The sequence below is a fragment of the Pseudomonas fluorescens genome (genome assembly GCF_002022275.1).
GTDB lineage: Bacteria > Pseudomonadota > Gammaproteobacteria > Pseudomonadales > Pseudomonadaceae > Aquipseudomonas > Aquipseudomonas fluorescens_AJ.
Genome location: NZ_MSDF01000010.1, coordinates 56,239 through 79,444 on the forward strand (window position 1 = coordinate 56,239; position 23,206 = coordinate 79,444).

The window sequence follows — 23,206 nt, forward strand, 5'->3', positions numbered from 1 at the left end:
TTATCCTCTCTGCTATCAGGTACGGTATTCCGCGTTGATCTTCACGTACTCGTGGGACAGGTCGGTGGTCCAGATGGTTTCGCTGCATGCGCCGCGACCCAGCTCGATGCGGATGGTGATTTCTTCCTGCTGCATCACCGCCGAGCCCTGGGCTTCGGTGTAGGTTTCAGCACGGGCGCCACGGCTGGCGATGCACACATCACCCAGGAACACGTCAATTTTGCTCACGTCCAGATCCGGCACACCCGCACGGCCAACGGCTGCCAGGATACGGCCCCAGTTCGGGTCGGAGGCGAACAACGCAGTCTTGATCAGCGGCGAGTGAGCCACGGTGTAGCCCACGTCCAGGCATTCCTGGTGGTTGCCGCCGCCATTGACTTCAACGGTGACAAACTTGGTCGCGCCTTCGCCGTCACGCACGATGGCCTGGGCCACGTCCATGCACACTTCAAACACCGCCTGCTTCAACGCAGTGAACAGCGGGCCGCTGGCCGAGGTGATTTCCGGCAAGTCGGCCTGGCCGGTGGCGATCAGCATGCAGCAGTCGTTGGTCGAGGTGTCGCCATCGATGGTGATGCGGTTGAACGACTTGTTGGCGCCGTCCAGGATCAGGCTGTGCAGCACGTCGCGGGAGACTTTGGCGTCGGTGGCGATGTAGCCGAGCATGGTCGCCATGTTCGGGCGGATCATGCCCGCGCCTTTGCTGATACCGGTCACGGTCACGGTTACGCCATCGTGCACAAACTGACGGCTCGCGCCCTTTGGCAAGGTGTCGGTGGTCATGATGCCGGTGGCGGCCGCTGCCCAGTTATCCACAGACAGGTCATCCAGCGCGGCTTGCATGGCGCCTTCGATTTTTTCGACCGGCAGCGGCTCACCGATGACGCCGGTGGAGTACGGCAGCACCTGGCTGGCATCAACCCCGGCAATCTGGGCGAGCTTGGCGCAGGTACGCGCAGCCGCCACCAGGCCCGGCTCGCCGGTGCCGGCGTTGGCATTACCGGTGTTGGTCAGCAGGTAACGGATGTTGCCGGCCACTCGTTGCTTGGCCAGGATCACCGGCGCTGCGCAGAACGCATTGAGGGTGAACACACCGGCGACGGTCGAGCCTTCGGCACAGCGCATCACCACCACATCTTTGCGCCCAGGACGCTTGATGCCGGCCGAAGCGATACCGAGTTCAAAACCGGCAACCGGGTGCAATGTGGGCAAAGGACCAAGACCAACAGCCATGAATGCGCTCCTTAAAAATAGGTGATGTCTGTGCCGTCGTAAGCGACGGTGAAATTAATGGCAAAACGCCGCGACGGCAAAAGCCGGTCGCGGCGCAGGGTGTTGCAGCGTCAGGCAAAAATCTTAGTTGATTTCGCCGTGGCAGTGTTTGAACTTCTTGCCCGAACCGCACCAGCACAGTTCGTTACGACCCAGCTTCTGATCATTGCGAACCGGCGTCTGAGCCAGAGCCACATCGACCTCTTCGCCCAGCACTTCCGGCGCCTCAAGACCCGGCGCTTCGTCGTGCTGGAACTGCATGCGCGCAGCCAGTGCCTCGGCTTCCTGACGCAGACGAGCTTCCTCCTCGATCGGGTCTTCGCGACGCACCTGAACGTGGGACAGCACGCGAATGGAGTCGCGCTTGATCGAATCCAGCAGTTCGGAGAACAGCGTGAACGACTCGCGCTTGTACTCCTGCTTCGGGTTCTTCTGGGCGTAGCCACGCAAGTGGATACCGTGACGCAGGTGGTCCATGGTCGACAGGTGGTCTTTCCACAGGTCGTCCAGCACGCGCAGTACGATTTGTTTCTCGAAGGTGCGCAGCGCTTCGGCGCTCGCCTGCTCTTCTTTCTCGTTGTACGCGAGCAGCAGCTCGGTCATCAGTTTTTCGCGCAGGGTTTCTTCGTACAGGTGGTCGTCTTCGTCCAGCCATTGCTGAACCGGCAAGTCCACACCGAAGTCGCTCTTCAACGCGGCTTCCAGACCGGCAACATCCCACTGCTCTGGCAGGGATTGTGGCGGAATGTGTGCGCTGACAGTGGCGTTGAGCACGTCCTGACGGAAATCGGCGATGGTCTCGCCAATGTTGTCAGCGGCCAGCAACGTGTTACGCATGTGATAAATCACTTTACGCTGTTCGTTGTTGACGTCATCGAACTCAAGCAGTTGCTTGCGAATGTCGAAGTTACGGCCTTCAACCTTGCGCTGCGCTTTCTCGATGGCGTTGGTCACCATGCGGTGCTCGATCGCTTCGCCGGACTGCATGCCCAACGCTTTCATGAAGTTCTTCACCCGGTCAGAGGCGAAGATGCGCATCAGGCTGTCTTCCAGCGACAGGTAGAAGCGGCTGGAACCGGCGTCACCCTGACGGCCGGCACGACCACGCAACTGGTTGTCGATACGGCGCGATTCGTGACGCTCGGAAGCGATCACCTGCAGGCCGCCGGATTCCAGCACGGCCTGGTGGCGTTTCTGCCAGTCGGCCTTGATCTGGGCGATCTGCTCAGGGCTCGGGTTTTCCAGTGCCGCGACTTCCACTTCCCAGTTACCGCCCAACAGGATGTCGGTACCACGACCGGCCATGTTGGTGGCGATGGTGAGTGCGCCTGGGCGACCGGCCTGGGCAATGATCTCGGCTTCTTTTTCGTGGAACTTGGCGTTCAGTACCTTGTGCTCGATACCTTCCTTATTGAGCAGGTTGGACACGTGCTCGGACGTTTCGATGGTGGCAGTACCTACCAGGATCGGACGACCCTGGGCCATGCCGTCCTTGATGTCGTTGATGATTGCCGCGTATTTCTCTTCGGCAGTCAGGAACACCAGGTCGTTGAAGTCTTTACGTGCCAGCGGCTTGTTCGGTGGAATCACCATCACGGCCAGGCTGTAGATCTGGTGGAATTCGAACGCTTCGGTGTCGGCTGTACCGGTCATGCCGGACAGTTTGTTGTACAGACGGAAGTAGTTCTGGAAGGTGGTAGACGCCAACGTCTGGCTTTCGGCCTGGATGTTGAGGTGTTCCTTGGCTTCGATGGCCTGGTGCAGGCCTTCGGACAGGCGACGACCCGGCATGGTACGACCGGTGTGCTCGTCGACCAGCACGACCTGGCCGTCCTGCACGATGTATTCAACGTTGCGATGGAACAGCTTGTGGGCACGCAGGCCGGCATACACGTGAGTCAACAGACCCAGGTTGTGTGCCGAGTACAGGCTTTCGCCTTCGGCCAGCTCGCCGATCTGGGTCAGCATCTCTTCGACAAACTGGTGACCGGCTTCGTTGAACTCGACCTGACGGGTCTTCTCGTCGATGGTGAAGTGACCTTCTTTGGTCACCACGCCTTCCACTTCCTCGATGTGCTGCTCCAGACGCGGGATCAACTTGTTGATCTCGGTGTACAGGCGCGAGCTGTCTTCGGCTTGGCCGGAGATGATCAGCGGGGTACGGGCTTCGTCGATGAGGATGGAGTCGACTTCGTCGATCACGGCAAAGTTGAGTTCGCGCTGGAATTTTTCTTCCATGCTGAACGCCATGTTGTCGCGCAGGTAGTCGAAACCGAATTCGTTGTTGGTGCCGTAGGTAATATCGGCAGCGTAGGCCAGACGTTTCTCTTCCGGCGGCTGGAACGGCGTAACCACGCCGACGGTCAGGCCGAGGAATTCATACAGCGGGCGCATCCAGTTGGCGTCCCGGCGGGCCAGGTAGTCGTTCACCGTCACAACGTGCACGCCCTTGCCGGACAATGCATTGAGGTAAACACCCAGGGTTGCTACCAGGGTCTTGCCTTCACCGGTACGCATTTCGGCAATCATGCCTTCATGCAAGGTCATGCCGCCGATCAACTGGACGTCGAAGTGGCGCATGCCCATCACACGCTTACCGGCTTCACGGGCGACCGCAAAGGCTTCGGGAAGCAGCTTGTCGAGGGATTCACCTTTGGCTATGCGGGCCTTGAACTCTTGGGTCTTGGCGCGCAATTGCTCGTCCGAAAGGGCAACCATCTGCTCTTCGAAGGCATTGACCAGCTGCACCGTCTTGAGCATGCGTTTAACTTCGCGCTCATTCTTGCTTCCAAAAAGTTTCTTTAACAAAGGCGCAAACATATCGGCAGGTTCTTCCACACATAGGGATGGAGGGCGCACCGTGAGTGGCCCGAGCAGCCCTCACGGCCGCATGCGAACGCGCATTCTACCCGGATTCGTGGGTGAGGAAAGTGGCGTTGTTCCCCGATGCTGGCATGGTGCTGTGAGAGGGCCTGTTTAAAATAAGGGCTTTTGCTGGAACTTCAACCCATGGAGCGCAGAAGTTACCTATTGATTTCACGGCTCAAGCCCGGTCAGCGCTTTGCCAGGGGGCACACAGACGCTTTCTGCTAAGATGGCGGCTCTGTTACTTAAGGTGTCTAAACATGGCATTTCGCCCTCTTACAGCCCGCGCCCCCGGCGCGTTGCTTCGCGAAGCCAAGCCGTTGAAAGCCATCTTCGGCCACGCGCAACGCTTGGGCCATTTGCAACGCCTGGTCGACAGCCAACTGCAACCGGCGGCACGTGAACATTGTCATGTAGCGTCCTGGCGTGAAGGCAATTTGCTGTTAATTGTCACCGACGGCCATTGGGCGACCCGTTTGCGCTATCAACAAAAACGCCTGCAGCGGCAGTTGATGGCCTTTGATGAGTTTGCCAGTTTGACGCGCATTCAATTCAAGGTGCAGCCGCCCACCGTGCAGCAAGGCGCGGTCGGGCACACGATGGACCTTTCGGAAAATGCGGCCGAAACCATTCAGGCTACGGCCGACGGGATCAGCGACCCAGGTTTGCGCGCAGCGCTGGAGCGGTTGGCCGCCCATGCCAGGCCCAAAACCTGACCGCCTACTTGCGCTTGCTGCCGCCGAGCAAGGAACCTAACAGACCACGCACCAGTTGACGACCCATCTGATTGGCGGCCTGCTGCATGGCTGATTTGAGTGCCTTGCCTGCCGTAGTCCCCAAAAATGCGCCCGCCTTGTCGGTGAAGCTCGGCTCCTCGGATGCCGGTTTGGCTTCCTCGGTCGGCCCGAGGTCCTTGCGCGCCATCAGCACTTCATAGGCAGACTCGCGGTCAATCGGCTTGTCATAGCGGCCCAGCAATGGCGAACTGGCGATCAATGCCGCGCGCTCGGCTTCACTGAGTGGCCCGATCCGCGATTGCGGTGGCGCCACCAGCACGCGCTGGACGACTTCCGGCGTGCCCTTTTCCTGCAGGGTGCCCACCAACGCCTCACCCGTGCCCAGTTCGGTCAGTACCGACAACGCATCGAAAGCCGGATTAGGTCGGAAACCATCCGCCACCGCCCTCAGGGATTTCTGTTCTTTCGTGGTGAAAGCGCGCAAGCCGTGCTGGATGCGCAAGCCCAGTTGCGCCAACACCGTGTCAGGCAAATCCCCCGGCGATTGCGTGACGAAATACACACCCACGCCTTTAGAGCGAATCAGACGCACCACTTGCTCCAGACGATCCTGCAACGCCTTGGGCGTATCGGCGAACAGCAAGTGCGCCTCGTCGAAAAACAGCGCCAACAGCGGTTTGTCGGCATCCCCACGCTCCGGCAGTTGCTCGAACAGCTCGGCCAACAGCCACAGCAAGAAGGTTGCATAGACCTTGGGCGCCTCATGCACCAGGCGGCTGGCGTCGAGCAAATGGATGCGCCCACGACCATCGCCGGCGGGTTGCAAGATATCTTCGAGTTGCAAGGCCGGCTCGCCAAACAGGGCTTCGGCGCCCTGCTGTTCCAGCACCGCCAAGCGCCGCAACAACGCCTGGCTGGAGCCGGTGGTCATCAAGGCGGCATCGTCGCCCAGCAGCTCCGGGTGATAACGCAGATGGTTGAGCAGAGCCTTGAGGTCCTTGAGGTCCAGCAGCAACAGGCCTTCGCGGTCCGCCACTTTGAACGTCGCGTACAGCGCCGATTGCTGGCTGTCGGTGAGTTCCAGCAGTGCGCCGAGCAATAAAGGGCCCATTTCACTGATGGTGGTGCGCAATGGATGACCGGATTGCCCGTGGATATCCCACAGGGTTACCGGATAAGCCTTCGCCGTGTAATTAAGGAAGGGCATGCCCGCGATGCGTTCGGCCACCTTGCCCTGAGGGTTGGCCGCAGCACCCAGGCCACAAAGGTCACCTTTGATGTCGGCCGCGAACACCGCCACACCCGCATCGCTGAACGCCTCCGCCAGACGCTGCAAGGTGACGGTTTTGCCCGTGCCTGTGGCGCCGGCAATCAACCCGTGACGGTTGGCCAGGCGCATGGCCTGGGCGATGGGCTGGCCGTCGAGACCGGCGCCGATAAGGAGTTGCGTGGAGTCAGGCATTTCGTCACCTATGGTTAAGCTTTAATGACACCAGGTCGATACAGACAGATGTGAGACCCACAAAGTCTAAAAATAGGTCAGATAGTTCCTACAGGGACAAACGAGAAGTATCACACCTTTTTTGACGCTGCCATGTTGCGCATCCCACAAGGACGCGCTTCGGATATTAAGACCTTAGCGGACCCTACAGGCCATGAATAAAAATCTGCGCTTCAGCCACAAAATCCTGCTTGCAGCCTCCCTTATCGTCATCGCCGCCTTCGCACTGTTTACCCTCTACAACGACTACCTGCAACGCAACGCGATCCGCGACGACCTCAATAATTACCTGCACGAAATGGGCGATGTCACCGCCAGCAATATTCAAACCTGGCTCACCGGGCGCATTGCCCTGGTGGAAAACGCAGCACAAAACATCGCCATCAACCCAGAAACCAGCGCGGCGGCAACCCTGCTGGAACAGAAAGCCCTGACGTCCTCGTTCATGGCGACCTACGTGGGCGACAGCAAAGGTGCCTTCACCATTCGCCCCGACACCAAGATGCCCGACGGCTTCGACCCTCGCGTTCGCCCTTGGTACACCGGCGCGCAGAGCAGCAACGGCTCAACGTTGACCGAACCTTATATCGACGCCGCCACCGGGCAGTTGATCATTTCCATCGCCACGCCCAGCGCGACCAAATCCGGCCAGAGCGTCGGCGTGGTGGGCGGTGACCTGAGCCTGCAAACCCTTGTGGATAACATCGGTGCACTGAACTTCGGTGGCATGGGCTATGCGTTCCTGGTCAGTGCCGACGGCAAAGTGCTGGTACACCCGGACAAGAGTCTGGTGATGAAGACGTTGGCGGATGTGTATCCGAAAAACACACCGAAAATCAGCGGTGGCTTCAGCGAAGTCGAAGCCAACGGCAGAGACAACATCGTGACCTTTACCCCGATCAAAGGCCTGCCGTCGGTAAAATGGTACCTGGGCATTTCGGTAGATAAAGACAAGTCCTTCGCCATGCTCAGCCAATTTCGCACCTCGGCAGTGATCGCCACGCTGATTGCCGTGGTGATTATCATCGCGCTGCTGGGCATGCTGATCCGTGTACTCCTGCAACCCTTGCACGTGATGACGCGCGCCATGCAGGACATCGCCGACGGCGAAGGCGACCTGACGCGCCGCCTGACCATCCAGAACCACGATGAATTCGGCACGCTGGGAAATGCGTTCAACCGTTTCGTGGAGCGGATTCATACGTCGATTCGCGAAGTATCCTCCGCCACCCAACAGGTCAACGAGGTTGCCCTGCGCGTGGTCAGCGCCTCCAACTCTTCGATGGTCAATTCCGACGAACAGGCCAACCGCACCAACAGCGTGGCCGCTGCGATCAATGAATTGGGCGCCGCCGCCCAGGAAATCGCGCGCAATGCGGCACAAGCCTCGCACCAGGCCAGCGACGCGCGGCAGTTGGCGGAGGATGGCCAGCAGGTGGTGGAGCGCAATATCAAGGCGATGAACCAGCTGTCTCAGATGATCAGCGCGTCCAGCAGCAATATCGAAGCGCTCAATAGCAAGACGGTGAATATCGGGCAGATTCTTGAAGTGATCACCAGCATCTCCCAGCAAACCAACCTGCTGGCGCTGAACGCTGCGATCGAAGCCGCCCGCGCCGGGGAAGCCGGGCGCGGTTTTGCGGTGGTGGCCGATGAGGTACGCAACCTGGCGCATCGCACTCAGGAATCGGCGCAGCAAGTTCAGAAGATGATCGAAGAGCTGCAAGTCGGCGCACGGGAATCGGTCAGCACCATGAGTGAGAGCCAACGCCACAGCCTGGAAAGCGTGGACATCGCCAACTTGGCGGGGGAACGCCTGAACAGCGTGACCCAGCGCATCGGCGAGATCGACGGCATGAACCAGTCGGTTGCCACCGCCACCGAGGAACAGACCTCCGTGGTGGAGTCGATCAACATGGACATCACCGAGATCAACACCCTCAATCAGGAGGGTGTGGAAAACCTGCAATCAACCCTGCGCGCCTGTACCGACCTGGAACAACAGGCGTCGCGCTTGAAGCAGTTAGTGGGCAGTTTCCGGATCTGATCCCCTCACTCGTGCTCGGACGGGCCCTTCTCTTGCTCCCAAAGCTCGGCGGCACCCGGAAACTCGGTGCCGTCCTCAGCATCAAGGTCATCCGGGTCAAACCGGCTCAAGCAGCCCTCCCCCAGGGTTGCCGGGGCTTTGGAGGTGGCTTTGTCCAGAGGGTCGCTCATCGTTCAATCCTCAATAGCAAACAATGAAAAAGGGCCTGGGACGATTTAACGCCCAGGCCCTTTTTTGATCAATCAAATGCCGTCGGTATCAGAACACCACGGTTTTGTTGCCGTGCACCAGCACGCGATCTTCCAGGTGATAACGCAGGCCACGGGCCAGCACCATCTTCTCGACGTCACGGCCGAAACGCACCATGTCTTCAATGCTGTCGCTGTGGCTGACGCGCACCACGTCCTGCTCGATGATCGGGCCGGCGTCCAGTTCTTCGGTGACGTAATGGCAGGTCGCGCCGATCAGCTTCACACCCCGCAGAGACGCCTGGTGGTAAGGCTTGGCCCCGACAAACGAGGGCAGGAAGCTGTGGTGAATATTGATCACCTTGCCAGCGTATTCGCGGCACAGTTCCGGCGGCAGAATTTGCATGTAGCGCGCCAGCACCACCACGTCGGCCTCGTGCTGCTTGACCAGGCGGGAGACTTCGGCAAAGGCAGGCTCCTTGTCCTGCGGGTTGACCGGCACGTGGTAATAAGGAATGCCATGCCACTCGACCATGCTGCGCAGGTCATCATGGTTGGAAATCACACACGCGATCTCGCAGTCGAGCTCGTCGCTGTGCCAGCGGTGCAACAGGTCGGCCAGGCAATGGGACTCACGACTGGCCATCAGCACCACGCGCTTTTTCTGCTCGGTGTCGGAGATATGCCAGGTCATCGAAAACTCTTCGGCGATTGGCGCAAACGCCTCGCGGAAGGCTTCAAGACCAAAGGGCAGCGTATCGGCACGGATTTCGTGACGCATGAAAAACCAACCGCTGAGATCGTCCGAGTGATGGCTCGCCTCGGTGATCCAGCCGTTATGGGAGGCCAGAAAGTTACTGACTTTGGCAACGATGCCAACCCGGTCCGGGCAAGCAATCACCAGCCGAAAAGTGCGCATTAGGGGAAAACTCCAGAACTTCGCAAAGGCCGCCATTCTAGCGATTGCGCAGAAAAACTGCAGTATTCATTGCGGCTTATTCTGTTCGCGCCCCGCGCCTACCTCCCTTAATAGCGTAAGGGTTTACCACCACTAGATGACCGTAAAGCGGCACATCAGGTCAGTTATCGAAAATAAGCGAAATAATCTTTAGGCATACCACCTACTAATTAACTCGATTGCACAGCGTTGCCACAAACATTCAACGTAATTTACCTAAATGCATCCTTAAATGTTTACTTGGGGAATTTGCCTGACTATTATTGAGTCACTTCCCCTGTCAATCAGCGCTCTACATAAGGTAGTCCACATGTCTCTGATCAACGAATACCGCGCCACCGAAGAAGCTATCAAAGAGCTGCAAGCCCGTTTGAAGAACCTGTCCCAAGACGACAAGCTGCAAACCGAGCTGGAATTTGAAGGCAAACTGCGCACCCTGATGGGTGAATACTCCAAATCCCTGCGTGACATCATCGCGCTGCTGGATCCGGAATCGAAAGTTAAAGCACCGCGCGGCGCTGTGAAAACTACCGGCACCAAGCGTGCCCGCAAGGTCAAGCAATACAAGAACCCGCATAACGGTGAAGTGATTGAAACCAAAGGTGGCAATCACAAAACTCTGAAAGAGTGGAAAGCCAAGTGGGGCGGCGACGTAGTTGAAGGTTGGGCTACCCTGCTGGGCTAAGCTTTGCCAGGTATGCGCCTGATACGTTACACATAAAAAACGCCAGCTTGCTGGCGTTTTTTATTGTCCGAATAGTCTGCAACTGCCTGATTACAGATCCAGGCGAGCTGCTAAAGCGTCAGCATATGCTTGCCATTGATCCAGCACCTGGCACTGAAACGATGTAGCACTAACAGCCAACTCCTCACGCGCCTGCTTAAATGCCTCAAGGGTATTCGGCGCCCCCCACTCCGGACTCGACAAACGTTGCTGGCAGAAAAGTTTCCAGCGCTGTTGCTCCTCGTTGTTCAAGGTGTCGGCAAAGTTGCGGGCACGATAGCGAAATAATAATTCCGGCAAACGATGATCATCAAACGGCCACTGCAGACGCGCTAAATCCGCAGGTTCCGCCGTGCGGACTTGTTCACATAAACGACGGTCGCGGTCACCGATAAAACCGTCGTAGAGCTGCTGCTCAGGGTCGTTACTCGGCGTAAAATCTTCTTCGGCGTAAATGGCTGCCAACTTGTCACGCCAAACTTCCTGTGCGTCAGTTAGCCGCAGCGCCCGTGCCTGACAGACATCCATATCCAACTGAAGCCGTTCACGGTCTTGCGCCCGCAGCACGTTTAAGGGAGCGACGACCGGGCATCGATTGATATGCAGCAACTTGAGTGGCACCGGCAGTTCACCTTCGGCCAGTTCATCCCTGCGCGTGTAAAGGCGCCTGCGCAGCGTATCGGCGTCCAGATCCAGCAACGCCTGAGGGTCGACCCCCAGATCACATACGATCAACGCATTGCGATTGCGCGGATGCCAGGCCAGGGGCAGCACCACACCCAGGTAATGACGCGCCGCGGAAAAACGCCCGGAGATGTGCACCATCGGTTGCAGCAGGCGCACCTGATCCATGACCTTTTGTTTGCTGCGCAGTTGAAACAGCCACTCATACAGCTTGGGTTGTTTCTCGCGGACCAGACGCGCCAAGGCAATGGTGGCACGCACGTCGGACAAGGCATCGTGAGCCTGGCCATGGTCAATTCCGTTGGCCTCGGTCAAGCGCTCAAGCTTGAGGGTGACGCGCCCGTCCTGTTCAGGCCAGACAATCCCCTCAGGACGCAACGCATAAGCAGTGCGCACCACATCAATCAAGTCCCAGCGGCTGTTACCGCCCTGCCACTCACGGGCGTAAGGGTCAAAAAAGTTGCGATACAGGCTGTATCGCGTCATCTCGTCGTCAAAGCGCAGGGTGTTGTAACCGGCACCACAGGTACCCGGCGCAGCCAGTTCGGCATGTACCCGGGTCATGAAATCGGCTTCGGCCAGGCCCTTTTCCGCGAGAACGGCGGGGGTGATGCCGGTGATCGCGCACGCGGCCGGATGAGGCAGGATATCGTCGCTGGGCCGGCAATAAAGGTTGACCGGCGGGCCGACCTCGTTGAGGTCGAGGTCGGTAGGAATACCGGCGACCTGCAGCGGACGATCGCTGCGCGGGTTGATGCCGGTGGTTTCATAGTCGTACCAGAAAATGGTGGTCACGGGCTGTTCCTGTGCTGAAGATCGACAAAGTCTAGGCGCTGTGGGGCGTCTGCGGCCAGCGATACCTTACTGTACAAACATCCAGCAAAACCTTGAGTGGTTGCTTCCACCGGTGACACTGCTAGCATCCGTGTCTCACAGCCGCTTCGCACTGCCAGGGATCGCAATGCCATCAGCTCCTTTGGACACCCGTTACCAGATCGAAACCCCGGAGGGCATTGACCTGCCCTTGCGCCCCGCGGGCTTGCTGCCCCGCGTGCTGGCCTTTGCTTTCGACCTGGGCGTGCGCGGGTTGATCATGGGCATTCTGCTGGTGCCACTGGCCCTGCTGGGCAATATTGGTATCGGCCTCGGTTCATTGCTGCTGTTCCTGGTCAGCTGGTGGTACATGGTGCTGTTCGAAGTCCTCAATCAGGGCTGCTCTCCAGGCAAACAGGTGATGGGCCTTCGGGTCATTCAGGACGACGGCACACCGGTCGGCTGGTCCGCATCGCTGACCCGTAACCTGCTGCGTTTTGTCGACATGCTGCCCTTCGGCTACTTCCTCGGCGCCATCAGTTGCCTGCAACACCCCCATTTCAAACGGCTGGGCGACCTGGCAGCCGGAACCCTGGTGATTTACCGCGAACTGCCAGTGGCTCGCCCGCAGATACCCCAGGCAACCGCATTGCGTCTGCCCTTCGCCCTGGACCTGAGCGAACAGCGCGCCATCCTCGGTTTCGCCGAGCGCCAAGGCGAATTGTCTGCCGAGCGAGTGCATGAACTGGCCGCAATCCTCGCCTCACCGCTGAAAGTGTCTCCGGCCCGGGCGGCGGAACAACTCAACGGCGTGGCCCGTGGATTGTTGGGGCCGACATGAAACAGAGCCTGTTCGAAAGCCGTCACCAGCCCGAATGGCAGGCCTTTGCCGAACAACTGAAGCAGTTGGAGCAAGGCAAAGCCAAGGCAGGTGACATGGCGCAATTTCCTCATCACTACCGACGTTTGTGCCAGCAACTGGCCCTGGCTCAGGAGCGCGGCTACAGCAGCTATCTGGTAGACCCTCTGCAACAGCTGGCCTTGCGCGGTCATCAACAGCTCTATCGCCACCGCAGCCAATTGGGTGCCAACGTGCTGAGTTTTGTACTGGCCGGTTTTCCTCGACTGGTGCGCGAGCAGTGGCGCTTTGTGCTGATCGCCAGCGTGCTGTTTTTTGGCAGCCTGGCGGGCATAGCCCTGCTGGTCTACCTGTTTCCGGACCTGATCTACAGCATCGTCAGCCCCCAGCAAGTCGCCGAGATGCAAAGCATGTACGACCCCGATGCCAGCCGCCTGGGTCGCGCCGCCGATCGCGCATCCAGCGAAGACTGGATGATGTTTGGCTACTACGTGATGCACAACATCGGCATCGCCTTCCAGACCTTTGCCGCCGGTTTGCTGTTCGGCCTGGGCAGCGTGTTCTTTCTGATATTCAACGGGTTGATCATTGGGGCAATCTCCGGTCACTTGACCGGTATCGGCTATGGCCAGACCTTCTGGTCGTTTGTCATTGGCCACGGCGCCTTCGAACTGACCGCCATCGCCCTCGCAGGCGCGGCGGGTTTGCAACTGGGCTGGGCGCTGATTGCTCCAGGGCCATTGGCTCGCAGCGAGTCCCTGCGATTGGCCGCCCGCAAGAGCGTGCAAATGCTCTGCGGAGTCATGGCATTCCTGCTGATTGCCGCGTTTATCGAAGCCTACTGGTCTTCCACCACAAGCCTTGCTCCATGGATCAAATACCTGGTGGGCGCGGCGCTCTGGCTGCTGGTGGCCGCTTACCTGATTCTCGCCGGACGGACTCGCCATGCGCCTGAGTGATGCGAGTGTGGTGATTCGCCCCCGCACAACCTGGGAAGCCATGGACCTCGGTGTCCTCATGGCCCGCGAACATCGCCTGTTGTTGATGAGCGCCTGGGCATGGGTGAGCTTGCCGGTGTTTGCTTTGCTCACTGCGCTGCTTTGGGAATATCCGTCACTGGTGATGTTCCTGTTCTGGTGGCTCAAGCCAGCGTTCGACCGCCTGCCGCTGTATATCCTGTCCAAGGCTCTGTTCGGCGAAACACCCGGCGTTAAACAAGCCGTACGTCACTGGCCACACCTGCTTAAAAGCCAGCTGCTGGCAAGCCTGACTTGGCGACGACTGAGCCTGAGCCGCAGCTTCGTGTTGCCGGTCAGCCAACTCGAGGGCCTGGATGGGCAAGCCCGCCAGAGACGACTCGGCGTGCTGCTGCAGCGCAATGCCGGTGCCGCGCGCTGGTTGACCATTCTCGGTGTCAACGTGGAAATAGGCCTGTGGTTTGGCTGCATGGCATTGTTCTATCTGTTCATTCCCGAGCAGATTGAGCTGGATTGGGACTGGCAACGACTGGCACTCTCGACCGGCTCGGAAGGCTTATGGCTGGAACATCTGAGCAACACCTTCTATGCCCTGATTCTGGTGTTTTGGGAACCGGTCTACGTCTCCTGCGGCTTCAGCCTTTATCTCAACCGCCGCACCGTGCTGGAAGCCTGGGATCTGGAACTGGTGTTCCGTCGACTGCGCCAACGCCTGAGCAGCGTCGCGACGTTGTTGCTGCTTAGCGTTGGGCTGTTTTTGGTACAAGCCAGCCCGCAGGCATTGGCCGATGAGTCCAACAGCCCCAAACAATTGAGCACCCAAACTGCCAGCCAATCGATCAAGGCGCAGCTGGAACAACCGCCCTTTAAAAACCCGGAAACCGTCACCCGCTACCGCTTCGGCGATGAAAAAACTGCCCCTCAAAGCAAAGCCCACGGCGACGGAAAATTGCCAGCCTGGCTACAAGCGTTGCTGGATAATTTCAACAGCAATGCCTTCAAGCATGTTGCCCAAGGCCTGGAAATTCTTCTGTGGAGCCTGCTGATCGCAAGTGTGGCTTTGCTCGTGTGGTACTACCGTGGCTGGCTGCAAGCCTTTGTCAGCCGGCGCGCGGAACACAAATCCAGGGTCGCCAAACCCGCTCCCACCCAGCTGTTCGGTTTGGAGTTGGGTATCGAGACATTACCCGAGGATATCGCCGCAACGGCCGAAACACTCTGGCTCACCCAGCCACGGGAGGCACTGGGCTTGTTATATCGCGGCCTGCTGAGCCGGCTACTGCATGACTTCAACCTGCCGCTGAAAAGTGCCGACACCGAGGGCCAGGTCCTGGAGCGCGTACACCAGTTGCAACAACCACACTTGCTGGCATTCAGCGACGAACTGACCCGCCATTGGCAGAACCTCGCCTATGGCCATCGCCTGCCACCGTCCTCTGCCCAGCAAAAACTATGCAGTGACTGGCGTGCGTTGTTCCCTGCGGAGTCGGCCCGATGAACCGGCCTTTAGTCTGGGTGGGCCTGCTGCTCGCATGCCTGCTGGGAGCCGGCGCCTTTTATGCCTGGCACAAGGCAATCCCGTATGACGAGGTAGTGGATCGCGGGCCCTCACCAGAGGCCCGGGCGAACCCCTATCTGGCGGCTGAGTATTTCCTGCGTCAGCAAGGCTTGACCGTTGAACATGCCAAGGGTCTTGACCGACTCACCGACCTTGCGCCCAAGGGCAATAGCCTCTTGTTGCTGGGCGAACGCAGCAACATGACCCCACGCCAGGTAGAGCAATTGCTGGACTGGGCGAGATCCGGCGGCCACCTGCTGGTGGTCGCCGAAGCACTGTGGGATGAAGAGACAGGCAAAAGTGGCGACCTGCTGCTCGATCGGCTGGGCATTCATCAAGCCTTGAGCGATAACGTTGACGAACCGGCCTCACCGCGCAAAAAGAAAGCGCCGGACCTGACCAAACTCTATGTCGACAATGAAACCGCTCCGGCTTACTTCAACTTCGACACCGACTTCAACCTCATCGACCCCAAGCACCTGGTCCAGTTTTCCGCCAACAGCGCCAGGTCCAGTCACTTGATGCAGCTCGACCTCGGTCAAGGTTTTGTCACGGTGGTAACCGACAGTGACCTGTGGAAAACCCCGAGCATCGGCAAACACGATAATGCCTGGCTGCTGTGGTACCTCACCCAGGGCACGGCCGTGACATTGCTGTTCAACAGCGACGTGGACAATCTGCTGACGCAGTTGATGCGCTACTACCCACAGGCTTTGGTTGCGCTCGCTGCACTGATTGGTCTGGCACTTTGGCAGGCGGGCATGCGCCAGGGGCCGATCCTGGCTCCGGCGCCCAAGGCTCGTCGGCAGTTGCAGGAGCATTTGCAGGCCAGCGCCCACTTCCTGTTGCGTCGCAGTGGCCAAGGCACTCTGTTGCAAGCATTGCAACGCGATATCCAGCGCGCCGCCCGGCGTCGTCACCCGGGCTTTGAACATCTGGACACCGCTGAACAGTGGCAGGTACTCGAACGCCTGACGCACCAACCCCCTCACGTCATCCGCCAGGCCCTTGGCCCACTCCCGGCAAAACGGCTCAACAGCGCCGATTTCAGCCGTCAGGTGGCGTGCCTGCAAACTCTCAGGAATGCCCTATGAGCGATTTTCCAGCAGACACTGCTCCAACCCGCGAAACCCTTCTACAGGCCAGCCAGCAAGCCCAGGCGCTGCGCGTTGAATTGCGCAAGGCGGTGATCGGTCAGGACTCGGTGATTGACGACGTACTCACCGCACTGATCGCAGGCGGTCACGTTCTGCTTGAAGGTGTCCCCGGCCTGGGAAAAACCCTGCTGGTACGTGCTTTGGCGCGGTGTTTTGGGGGCGACTTCGCGCGCATCCAGTTCACTCCGGACCTCATGCCCAGCGATGTCACAGGGCATGCCGTGTACGATTTGCACACCGAACAATTCAAGTTGCGCAAGGGCCCCATCTTTACCCATCTGCTGCTGGCCGACGAAATCAATCGCGCCCCGGCCAAGACCCAGGCTGCCTTGCTGGAAGCCATGCAAGAGCGCCAAGTCACCCTTGAAGGTGAGGCATTGCCCATCGGCCAGCCGTTCATGGTGCTGGCGACCCAGAACCCCATCGAACAGGAAGGCACTTACCCACTGCCCGAAGCGGAATTGGACCGGTTCATGCTCAAGGTTCGCATGAGCTACCCCGAGGCGCAGCAGGAGCTGGACATGGTGCGCGAAGTGACGCGTTCAGCACGGGCCGACATGCTGGATGTACACCCGCTGCGCACCGTGTTGCAGGCAGTGGACGTGCTGCAATTGCAGCAGGTCGCCAGCGAGCTGGCTCTGGACGAACAGGTACTCGACTACGCCGTGCGTCTGGCCCGAACCACGCGTACCTGGCCCGGGCTAACCCTCGGCGCAGGTCCACGGGCCTCCATCGACCTGGTACGGGGTGCCAGGGCTCGCGCACTGCTGCGCGGTGGCGAATTCGTCACCCCTGATGACATCAAGGGTTGCGCTCTGGCTGTCCTGCGTCATCGGGTACGCATCGCGCCGGAACTGGACATCGACGGCCTGGAAGTAGACGAGGTGCTCAAGCAAATGCTCGACCAGATTCCGGCACCCCGGCAGTGACCCGTCCATGAAGCCGACGCGACTGTTATTGAGCTGGCTGGGGGTGCTGCTGGGCCTGTCTATCTTGCTCGGCGCCGCTGCCGCGTTGCAGTTCAACGTGCCTGACACACTGCACTCGATAGCCTGGGGCTTGCTGCTCGCGCTGTTGTTGTTGGCCGTATTGGACGCCGTGCGCCTGCTTCGCCGCCCCTCGGTTCAGGTTCAACGGCAAATGCCCGGCAGCCTGGCACTCGGTCGCTGGGGCGAGATACGCCTGATGCTGACGCACAGTTACTCGCAGCCGGTCACCGTGAGGGTGTTCGATCACGTGCCTGACGGCCTCAGCCTGGAAAATCTGCCTCAAACCGTTGAGCTGCGCCCTGGCGAACGCAGTGACATGGGCTACCGCCTGCGTCCTCTGCGTCGCGGGCACTTCAGCTTCAGTCGCTGCGAGATTCACCTGCCGAGCCCCTTTGGATTGTGGTCCGCGCGAAGATTTGTACATGCGCCTGATGCCACACGCGTCTACCCGGATTTCGCCCGTTTGTACGGCGCACAACTGCTGGGGGTGGATAACTGGCTGAGCCAGCTTGGGGTACGTCAACGCCAGCGCAGAGGGCTGGGTCTGGAGTTCCATCAACTGCGTGAGTTTCGTGAAGGCGATAGCCTGCGCCAAATCGATTGGAAAGCCACTGCACGCCAACGCACGCCCATTGCCCGGGAATATCAGGACGAGCGTGACCAGCAAATTGTGTTCATGCTCGATTGTGGCCGGCGCATGCGCAGCCAGGATGGCGAACTGTCGCATTTCGACCACGCGCTCAATGCCTGCCTGCTGCTCAGTTATGTCGCACTTCGCCAGGGCGACGCCGTGGGCCTGTGCACATTCGCCAGTGACCAGGCGCGTTACCTGGCGCCGGTCAAGGGTAGTGGGCAATTGAACCTGCTGCTCAATGCGGTATACGACCTCGATACAACCCGCCGAACAGCCGACTACGAAGCCGCCGCGAGCCAGTTGCTGGCACGGCAAAAACGTCGTGCGCTGGTCATCGTGGTGACTAATCTGCGAGATGAAGACGATGAGGCGCTGATGACCGCGGTCAAGCGGATCAGCCGGCAACACCGGGTTCTGGTGGCCAGCCTGCGGGAAGAGGTTCTTGATCAATTGCGCCAGGCCCCCGTGCAGACGTTGCCTGAGGCTTTGGTCTACAGCGGCACGGTGGACCACCTCAATGCGCGTAACGAACTCCTTGACCGGCTGAACGCGCAGGGGTTGGCGGTAGTGGACACTTCACCTTCGCAACTGGGAGCTGAACTGGTTACGCGCTACCTGGGCTGGAAAAAGGCCGGGGTCTTCTGAAGTCAGCATCGGACCATGGTCGAGGAAACGCCCCCGAACCGGTCCGGTAATGCTTCATCGCTAAGCTGATGCCTGTAAAGGGTCGAAACTGAAGTAATTCAATAACGCAGCGACCAAATATGCGTACTCATCGCACGCCTGAACCACGCTGAACCCCGAATCATAATGCTGAGGGTTGATATCTTCATGGCTCCACAGGCACCTGGCCGTGAGGTCAACGGTTTGGATTTCGCCTTCCGGGCCAGGAATCTTCAAACGCAGCTCGAAATCAGCGTCAATCATTATGGGCAATTGGCTGATCAGCATTAGCCCGTCTACTGAGACATTCCCCAGAAAACCGATAGGTTTGTCTGTCAGGCGATTGAACACCTGCAGAAAGCAAGGTAACTGATGCCGCTCGATACGTCGGTGGTTGAACATGTGAAATCGCCATCCAATGGCCACGCTTGGCCGGGCCAGTGATTCGGAACGAGCCAATGGCTCACTCTCCCTGGATCTCGGAGTGACAACACCTATTGTTTGGTCACTGCACAGCTGCCGAATCCGGGCCTTGCATTCGTTTGAACAGAAACTTGTACAAACGAACATCCAAAGAATAGCCCAAGACTGGCGACAGGCCAGCTATAGAATGACAAACATCATTACAACGACGCCGGCCGTGGCTGAGCAACACTGGCGCCGGGATAATGCCCCAACTGCTGCAAGGTATCGAGCCTGGCGCGAGCACGGAAAGCGTACTCACTGGAGGGGTACTGGCTGATGATGAACTGATAGGTTTGCACGGCATCGACAAACAACTTCTGCCGCTCCAGGCATTGCCCGCGCAGCATCGAGACCTCAGGCTGCACATAGCGACGGGTGCGGCTCTCGCGATCCACCTGGGACAATTCCAGGGTGACGCGCTCGCAATCACCCACCCCATAGGCGCGGTAAGCGTTGTTCAAATGGTGGTCCATTGACCAGCGGGTACAGCCGACAACACTGACGGCCAGGGCAGCAACGAGCAAAATTCGCATGGGGGTTCTCCTGTCTTGTGCAGTGTATCGACCCCTCCTCGAAAATCTTCAAGGATGTTCATCGATTCAACTGCCGCAAAAACAAGCCAATCGTCGATAAGTAGTGCAAACGAACAATGACTACAACGAAAGAGCATAGTAGCCTTCCCCAGCGCTTGAACTCAGGAGTCTGTGCATGTCCGTCCGTCGTACCAAAATCGTCGCCACCCTTGGCCCGGCCAGCAACTCGCCGGAAGTCCTCGAACAGCTGATTCTGGCTGGTTTGGACGTTGCCCGTCTGAACTTCTCCCACGGCACCCCGGACGAGCACAAGGCTCGCGCCAAGCTGGTGCGTGACCTGGCCGCCAAACATGGCCGCTTCGTCGCATTGCTGGGTGACCTGCAAGGCCCGAAAATTCGTATCGCCAAATTCGCCAACAAGCGGATCGAGCTGAAGATCGGTGACAAGTTCACCTTCTCCACCAGCCACCCGTTGACCGACGGCAACCAGGAAGTCGTGGGTATCGATTACCCGGACCTGGTCAAGGACTGCGGCGTCGGTGACGAACTGCTGCTGGACGATGGCCGCGTGGTAATGCGCGTCGACACCGCGACCCCGACTGAGCTGAACTGCACCGTGATCATCGGCGGCCCGCTGTCCGATCACAAAGGCATCAACCGTCGTGGCGGTGGTTTGACTGCACCCGCGCTGACTGAAAAAGACAAGGCCGACATCAAGCTCGCCGCCGAAATGGAAGTGGACTACCTCGCCGTGTCCTTCCCGCGCGACGCTGCCGACATGGAATACGCCCGTAAACTGCGCGACGAAGCCGGCGGCACTGCCTGGCTGGTGGCGAAAATCGAACGCGCCGAAGCCGTGGCCGATGACGAAACCCTCGACGGCCTGATCAAGGCGTCCGACGCGGTGATGGTTGCCCGTGGCGACCTGGGCGTGGAAATCGGCGACGCCGAGCTGATCGGCATCCAGAAAAAGATCATCCTGCACGCACGCCGCCACAACAAAGCGGTCATCGTGGCGACCCAGATGATGGAGTCGATGATCCAGAACCCGATGCCGACCCGTGCTGAAGTGTCTGACGTGGCTAACGCCGTGCTCGACTACACCGACGCCGTGATGCTTTCGGCTGAAAGTGCCGCTGGCCCGTACCCACTGGAAGCGGTGCAAGCCATGGCGCGTATCTGCCTCGGCGCTGAAAAGCACCCGACCAGCAAGACCTCCAGCCACCGTATTGGCAAAGAGTTCGAAAGCTGCGACCAGAGCATCGCCCTGGCTGCGATGTACACCGCGAACCACTTCCCGGGCGTTAAAGCTATCATCGCCTTGACCGAAAGTGGCTACACGCCGTTGATCATGTCGCGCATCCGCTCCTCGGTGCCGATCTACGCGTTCTCCCCGCACCGCGAAACCCAGGCCCGCGCGGCCATGTTCCGTGGCGTGTACACCGTACCGTTCGACCCGGCTTCGTTGCCACCGCACGAAGTCAGCCAGGCTGCCATCGACGAGCTGATCAAGCGCGGCGTTGTGGAGAAAGGCGACTGGGTCATCCTGACCAAAGGCGACAGCTACCACACTATCGGCGGCACCAACGGCATGAAGATCCTGCACGTTGGCGACCCAATGGTTTGATGTGACACGCTGAAAAACAAAAGCCCCGCCATGTAGATGGCGGGGCTTTTTGCATTTCATTTCAGGATGATCTGTTGGCTATCAGGGCCTCATCGCAGGCAAGCCAGCTCCCACCTGGGTACGCGGTCAACTGTGGGAGCCGGGCTTGCCCGCGATGAGGCCCGACCAAACAACCCTCTTTCAGCGCCGGGTGATGAAAGCCGACAACGCCGCAATCGCCTCCGGCGACTTCAACCGCTGCACAAACAACGCCCCCTCCTCCTCAATCACCAGCCGCAATTGCTCACGGTCCACGCTCTTCATCAGTTGCTTGGTCACCTGCACCGCCCCCGGCGCCAGGCTTTCAAAACGCTCGGCCATTTCCCGCGCCTTGGCCAACGCCGCCTCACCATTGCCCAAGGCCTCAGTGGCAATGCCCCACTGCGCCGCCTGCTCACCGGTAAAGCCCTCGCCCAACAGCAACAACTCAGCCGCCTTGGCATGCCCCAACAGGCGCGGCAGGATCAGGCTGGAACCGAACTCCGGGCACAGCCCCAGGTTGACGAACGGCATGCGCAACCGCGCATCGCGGCTGATATAGACCAGGTCGCAGTGCAGTAACAGGGTTGTGCCAATCCCCACCGCCGCACCTGCCACGCCCGCCACCACCGGCTTGCGGCAATTGAGCAGGCTCTTCATAAAGTGAAACGGCGGGCTGTCGAGGTCGCTGGGCGGCTGTTCGAGAAAGTCGCCGATGTCATTACCGGCGGTAAAACATTCACTGCTGCCCTGAATCAGCACGGCGCGGATATCCGCATCCGCATCGGCCTGCTCCAACGCCTGCGCTAGTTGCGTGTACATGGCGCGGGTCAGGGCATTCTTTTTGTCAGGGCGATTGAGCTGCAAAATCAGCAACCCGCGTTCACGTAGCTGCAGGATGGCGTCGGTCATGGTGAATCTCGCGGCTGTAGAATTCAGCGCTCAACCACGGGGCAGGAACACGTCGGCCAGCAGTTGATTGCGCGGCAGTCCCGCCAGGAACAAGCGCTTGGAAAACGCCTCGACACTGTCAGGGTGACCGCAGAGTAAAGCCAGAGTTTGCCGCGAAACAAGCCGCAGTTGCGCCAATGCCTGAGACAACTGCGCCGCCGTCCACAGTTCCACGGTCAGGTTGGGGTGCTGTGCAGCCAGCGCCGCCAAGGGTTCGGCCAGATAATGCCCTTCGGCATCATGGGCCAGGTGAATCACCCGGATGGCGCCCTGGTGATCCTGACGCAGCGCCTCGCGCAATACGCCCCACAATGGGCCAAGGCCGGTGCCCGACGCCAACAGCCAGAGCGGCCTGGACTGCCAGTCAGGATCGTATTGCAGCGCCCCGCCCCGTAATTCACCCAGGCGCAGGCGATCGCCCATCGCCAACTGCCGCGCGGCATCGCAGAATTCACCGGGCTGGCGGCAATCGATATGAAACTCCAGAAACCCATCTTCCTGGGGCAAACTCGCCAGTGAATACGGTCGCGCCACCTGCCCCGCCCACACCACCAAATGCTGCCCGGCGCGGTAACGCAGGCCACGTTCGGGTTGCAGGCGCAGGCGCAGCACATTCGAATTCAGCCAGTCGATACCCACCACCTGCGCGGGTAAGCCGTCACGCTGCGGGTCAAAGGCTTCAACCTTCAAGTCCCCCGTAACCTGGCACTGACAGGCTAAACGCCAGCCGTCCTGACGCTGCGCCGGGCTCAAGGCATCCGGTTGCCTGTCCTCAACCTCACCCTGGCAGCGCACCAGGCACGCATGGCAACTGCCCGCGCGACAACTGTAAGGCACGGCAACGCCCGCCTGATTCAAGGCGTCCAACAAGTTGCTGCCGGTGGAGACCGACCAGTGGCGTTCGCCGACGTGCAGTTCAGGCATATAAGTCTCAAATGGAAGGAGCGCGCACAGGGAATCATGCCTGCGACAGTTTGACCATAGTC

Annotated in this window: 20 protein-coding genes and 1 pseudogene; 11 read left to right on the forward strand and 10 right to left on the reverse strand. The window is 59.5% G+C overall.

The annotated features are described in order from the left end of the window. Positions 1 to 15: 15 nt before the first annotated feature. Together argJ and secA are read right to left on the reverse strand one after the other, a co-directional pair. Entirely contained in the window at positions 16 to 1,233 is a 1,218-nt protein-coding gene (gene argJ / locus BFW87_RS05130; protein WP_078738875.1) for a bifunctional glutamate N-acetyltransferase/amino-acid acetyltransferase ArgJ, read from the reverse strand. A gap of 123 nt (positions 1,234 to 1,356) precedes the next feature. Next, positions 1,357 to 4,092 (reverse strand): preprotein translocase subunit SecA, encoded by a 2,736-nt coding sequence (secA, locus tag BFW87_RS05135; RefSeq protein ID WP_078738876.1) that lies wholly within the window; start codon positions 4,090 to 4,092, stop codon positions 1,357 to 1,359. 305 nt (positions 4,093 to 4,397) lie between these two features. Between secA and BFW87_RS05140 the strand changes: the two genes are divergently transcribed. Further along, a complete protein-coding gene (locus BFW87_RS05140) occupies positions 4,398 to 4,853 on the forward strand; it encodes a DUF721 domain-containing protein (RefSeq protein WP_078738877.1) in 456 nt (151 codons plus the stop codon). Positions 4,854 to 4,857: 4 nt separating this feature from the next. Here the strand turns inward: BFW87_RS05140 and BFW87_RS05145 are convergent, their stop codons facing one another. Then, on the reverse strand, positions 4,858 to 6,336 hold the full coding sequence (locus tag BFW87_RS05145) for a helicase HerA-like domain-containing protein (protein ID WP_078738878.1): 1,479 nt from the start codon (positions 6,334 to 6,336) through the stop codon (positions 4,858 to 4,860). 193 nt (positions 6,337 to 6,529) lie between these two features. Between BFW87_RS05145 and BFW87_RS32555 the strand changes: the two are divergent. Further along, positions 6,530 to 7,564 (forward strand): annotated as a pseudogene (locus BFW87_RS32555) (HAMP domain-containing protein); the annotation flags it as partial. A gap of 93 nt (positions 7,565 to 7,657) precedes the next feature. After that, positions 7,658 to 8,422 carry a methyl-accepting chemotaxis protein gene (locus BFW87_RS32560; RefSeq protein WP_439848375.1) on the forward strand — a complete coding sequence of 255 codons (765 nt, stop codon included), beginning with the start codon at positions 7,658 to 7,660 and terminating at the stop codon, positions 8,420 to 8,422. A gap of 5 nt (positions 8,423 to 8,427) precedes the next feature. Here BFW87_RS32560 and BFW87_RS31950 read toward each other — a convergent pair whose 3' ends face one another. Both BFW87_RS31950 and purU read right to left on the reverse strand, forming a co-directional pair. Next, positions 8,428 to 8,592: a hypothetical protein gene (locus BFW87_RS31950; protein WP_176159711.1), complete on the reverse strand. Its 165-nt coding sequence runs from the start codon at positions 8,590 to 8,592 to the stop codon at positions 8,428 to 8,430. Positions 8,593 to 8,680: 88 nt separating this feature from the next. Further along, entirely contained in the window at positions 8,681 to 9,529 is an 849-nt protein-coding gene (gene purU, locus BFW87_RS05155) for a formyltetrahydrofolate deformylase (RefSeq protein ID WP_078738880.1), read from the reverse strand. Positions 9,530 to 9,878: 349 nt separating this feature from the next. On the opposite strand from purU, the gene mvaT reads away from it, so the two are divergent. Next, the gene (gene mvaT / locus BFW87_RS05160) at positions 9,879 to 10,253 is read left to right on the forward strand and encodes a histone-like nucleoid-structuring protein MvaT (RefSeq protein ID WP_005790963.1); all 375 of its coding nucleotides are present in this window, start codon (positions 9,879 to 9,881) and stop codon (positions 10,251 to 10,253) included. A gap of 90 nt (positions 10,254 to 10,343) precedes the next feature. Here mvaT and sbcB read toward each other — a convergent pair whose 3' ends face one another. Then, entirely contained in the window at positions 10,344 to 11,771 is a 1,428-nt protein-coding gene (sbcB, locus tag BFW87_RS05165; RefSeq protein ID WP_078738881.1) for an exodeoxyribonuclease I, read from the reverse strand. 166 nt (positions 11,772 to 11,937) lie between these two features. On the opposite strand from sbcB, the gene BFW87_RS05170 reads away from it, so the two are divergent. Genes BFW87_RS05170 through BFW87_RS05195 form a run of 6 tightly spaced genes read left to right on the forward strand, consistent with a single transcriptional unit; the run spans position 11,938 to position 18,608 of the window. After that, entirely contained in the window at positions 11,938 to 12,630 is a 693-nt protein-coding gene (locus tag BFW87_RS05170) for an RDD family protein (protein ID WP_078738882.1), read from the forward strand. Further along, positions 12,627 to 13,607 (forward strand): stage II sporulation protein M, encoded by a 981-nt coding sequence (locus BFW87_RS05175; protein ID WP_078738883.1) that lies wholly within the window; start codon positions 12,627 to 12,629, stop codon positions 13,605 to 13,607. Before BFW87_RS05170 ends, BFW87_RS05175 begins: the two co-directional genes overlap by 4 nt. Beyond that, positions 13,594 to 15,123, forward strand: coding sequence for a DUF4129 domain-containing protein (locus tag BFW87_RS05180; RefSeq protein WP_078738914.1), 1,530 nt, complete (start codon positions 13,594 to 13,596; stop codon positions 15,121 to 15,123). The genes BFW87_RS05175 and BFW87_RS05180 overlap by 14 nt, the downstream gene beginning before the upstream one ends. Then, positions 15,120 to 16,277 carry a DUF4350 domain-containing protein gene (locus BFW87_RS05185; protein WP_078738884.1) on the forward strand — a complete coding sequence of 386 codons (1,158 nt, stop codon included), beginning with the start codon at positions 15,120 to 15,122 and terminating at the stop codon, positions 16,275 to 16,277. Before BFW87_RS05180 ends, BFW87_RS05185 begins: the two co-directional genes overlap by 4 nt. Then, complete coding sequence (locus tag BFW87_RS05190) at positions 16,274 to 17,269, forward strand: AAA family ATPase (protein ID WP_078738885.1); 996 nt, start codon at positions 16,274 to 16,276, stop codon at positions 17,267 to 17,269. The genes BFW87_RS05185 and BFW87_RS05190 overlap by 4 nt, the downstream gene beginning before the upstream one ends. Positions 17,270 to 17,276: 7 nt before the next feature. Continuing rightward, positions 17,277 to 18,608, forward strand: a complete 1,332-nt coding sequence (locus BFW87_RS05195; protein WP_078738886.1) for a DUF58 domain-containing protein — start codon at positions 17,277 to 17,279, stop codon at positions 18,606 to 18,608. Between the two features lie 60 nt (positions 18,609 to 18,668). Here BFW87_RS05195 and BFW87_RS05200 read toward each other — a convergent pair whose 3' ends face one another. Beyond that, a complete protein-coding gene (locus BFW87_RS05200) occupies positions 18,669 to 19,028 on the reverse strand; it encodes a PilZ domain-containing protein (protein ID WP_078738887.1) in 360 nt (119 codons plus the stop codon). Positions 19,029 to 19,249: 221 nt separating this feature from the next. After that, positions 19,250 to 19,624 (reverse strand): tetratricopeptide repeat protein, encoded by a 375-nt coding sequence (locus tag BFW87_RS05205; protein ID WP_078738888.1) that lies wholly within the window; start codon positions 19,622 to 19,624, stop codon positions 19,250 to 19,252. Positions 19,625 to 19,799: 175 nt separating this feature from the next. Here BFW87_RS05205 and pyk point away from each other — a divergent pair, with 175 nt between their 5' ends. Beyond that, positions 19,800 to 21,251: a pyruvate kinase gene (gene pyk / locus BFW87_RS05210; protein WP_078738889.1), complete on the forward strand. Its 1,452-nt coding sequence runs from the start codon at positions 19,800 to 19,802 to the stop codon at positions 21,249 to 21,251. 180 nt (positions 21,252 to 21,431) lie between these two features. Here the strand turns inward: pyk and BFW87_RS05215 are convergent, their stop codons facing one another. Further along, complete coding sequence (locus BFW87_RS05215) at positions 21,432 to 22,181, reverse strand: enoyl-CoA hydratase-related protein (protein ID WP_078738890.1); 750 nt, start codon at positions 22,179 to 22,181, stop codon at positions 21,432 to 21,434. 30 nt (positions 22,182 to 22,211) lie between these two features. Beyond that, complete coding sequence (locus tag BFW87_RS05220; RefSeq protein WP_078738891.1) at positions 22,212 to 23,144, reverse strand: iron-sulfur-binding ferredoxin reductase; 933 nt, start codon at positions 23,142 to 23,144, stop codon at positions 22,212 to 22,214. Positions 23,145 to 23,206: the final 62 nt, after the last annotated feature.

Bases quoted from the DNA above. Each gene is read 5' to 3' on its own strand.
- BFW87_RS05200 (WP_078738887.1), bottom strand. From the start codon at position 19,028: ATGTTCAACCACCGACGTATCGAGCGGCATCAGTTACCTTGCTTTCTG.
- BFW87_RS05220 (WP_078738891.1), bottom strand. From the start codon at position 23,144: ATGCCTGAACTGCACGTCGGCGAACGCCACTGGTCGGTCTCCACCGGC.
- BFW87_RS05190 (WP_078738885.1), top strand. From the start codon at position 16,274: ATGAGCGATTTTCCAGCAGACACTGCTCCAACCCGCGAAACCCTTCTA.
- BFW87_RS05185 (WP_078738884.1), top strand. From the start codon at position 15,120: ATGAACCGGCCTTTAGTCTGGGTGGGCCTGCTGCTCGCATGCCTGCTG.
- BFW87_RS05215 (WP_078738890.1), bottom strand. From the start codon at position 22,181: ATGACCGACGCCATCCTGCAGCTACGTGAACGCGGGTTGCTGATTTTG.
- pyk (WP_078738889.1), top strand. From the start codon at position 19,800: ATGTCCGTCCGTCGTACCAAAATCGTCGCCACCCTTGGCCCGGCCAGC.
- argJ (WP_078738875.1), bottom strand. From the start codon at position 1,233: ATGGCTGTTGGTCTTGGTCCTTTGCCCACATTGCACCCGGTTGCCGGT.
- BFW87_RS32560 (WP_439848375.1), top strand. From the start codon at position 7,658: ATGGTCAATTCCGACGAACAGGCCAACCGCACCAACAGCGTGGCCGCT.
- BFW87_RS05175 (WP_078738883.1), top strand. From the start codon at position 12,627: ATGAAACAGAGCCTGTTCGAAAGCCGTCACCAGCCCGAATGGCAGGCC.
- BFW87_RS05205 (WP_078738888.1), bottom strand. From the start codon at position 19,624: ATGCGAATTTTGCTCGTTGCTGCCCTGGCCGTCAGTGTTGTCGGCTGT.
- BFW87_RS05180 (WP_078738914.1), top strand. From the start codon at position 13,594: ATGCGCCTGAGTGATGCGAGTGTGGTGATTCGCCCCCGCACAACCTGG.
- mvaT (WP_005790963.1), top strand. From the start codon at position 9,879: ATGTCTCTGATCAACGAATACCGCGCCACCGAAGAAGCTATCAAAGAG.
- BFW87_RS05195 (WP_078738886.1), top strand. From the start codon at position 17,277: ATGAAGCCGACGCGACTGTTATTGAGCTGGCTGGGGGTGCTGCTGGGC.
- BFW87_RS05145 (WP_078738878.1), bottom strand. From the start codon at position 6,336: ATGCCTGACTCCACGCAACTCCTTATCGGCGCCGGTCTCGACGGCCAG.
- BFW87_RS05170 (WP_078738882.1), top strand. From the start codon at position 11,938: ATGCCATCAGCTCCTTTGGACACCCGTTACCAGATCGAAACCCCGGAG.
- secA (WP_078738876.1), bottom strand. From the start codon at position 4,092: ATGTTTGCGCCTTTGTTAAAGAAACTTTTTGGAAGCAAGAATGAGCGC.
- BFW87_RS05140 (WP_078738877.1), top strand. From the start codon at position 4,398: ATGGCATTTCGCCCTCTTACAGCCCGCGCCCCCGGCGCGTTGCTTCGC.
- purU (WP_078738880.1), bottom strand. From the start codon at position 9,529: ATGCGCACTTTTCGGCTGGTGATTGCTTGCCCGGACCGGGTTGGCATC.
- BFW87_RS31950 (WP_176159711.1), bottom strand. From the start codon at position 8,592: ATGAGCGACCCTCTGGACAAAGCCACCTCCAAAGCCCCGGCAACCCTG.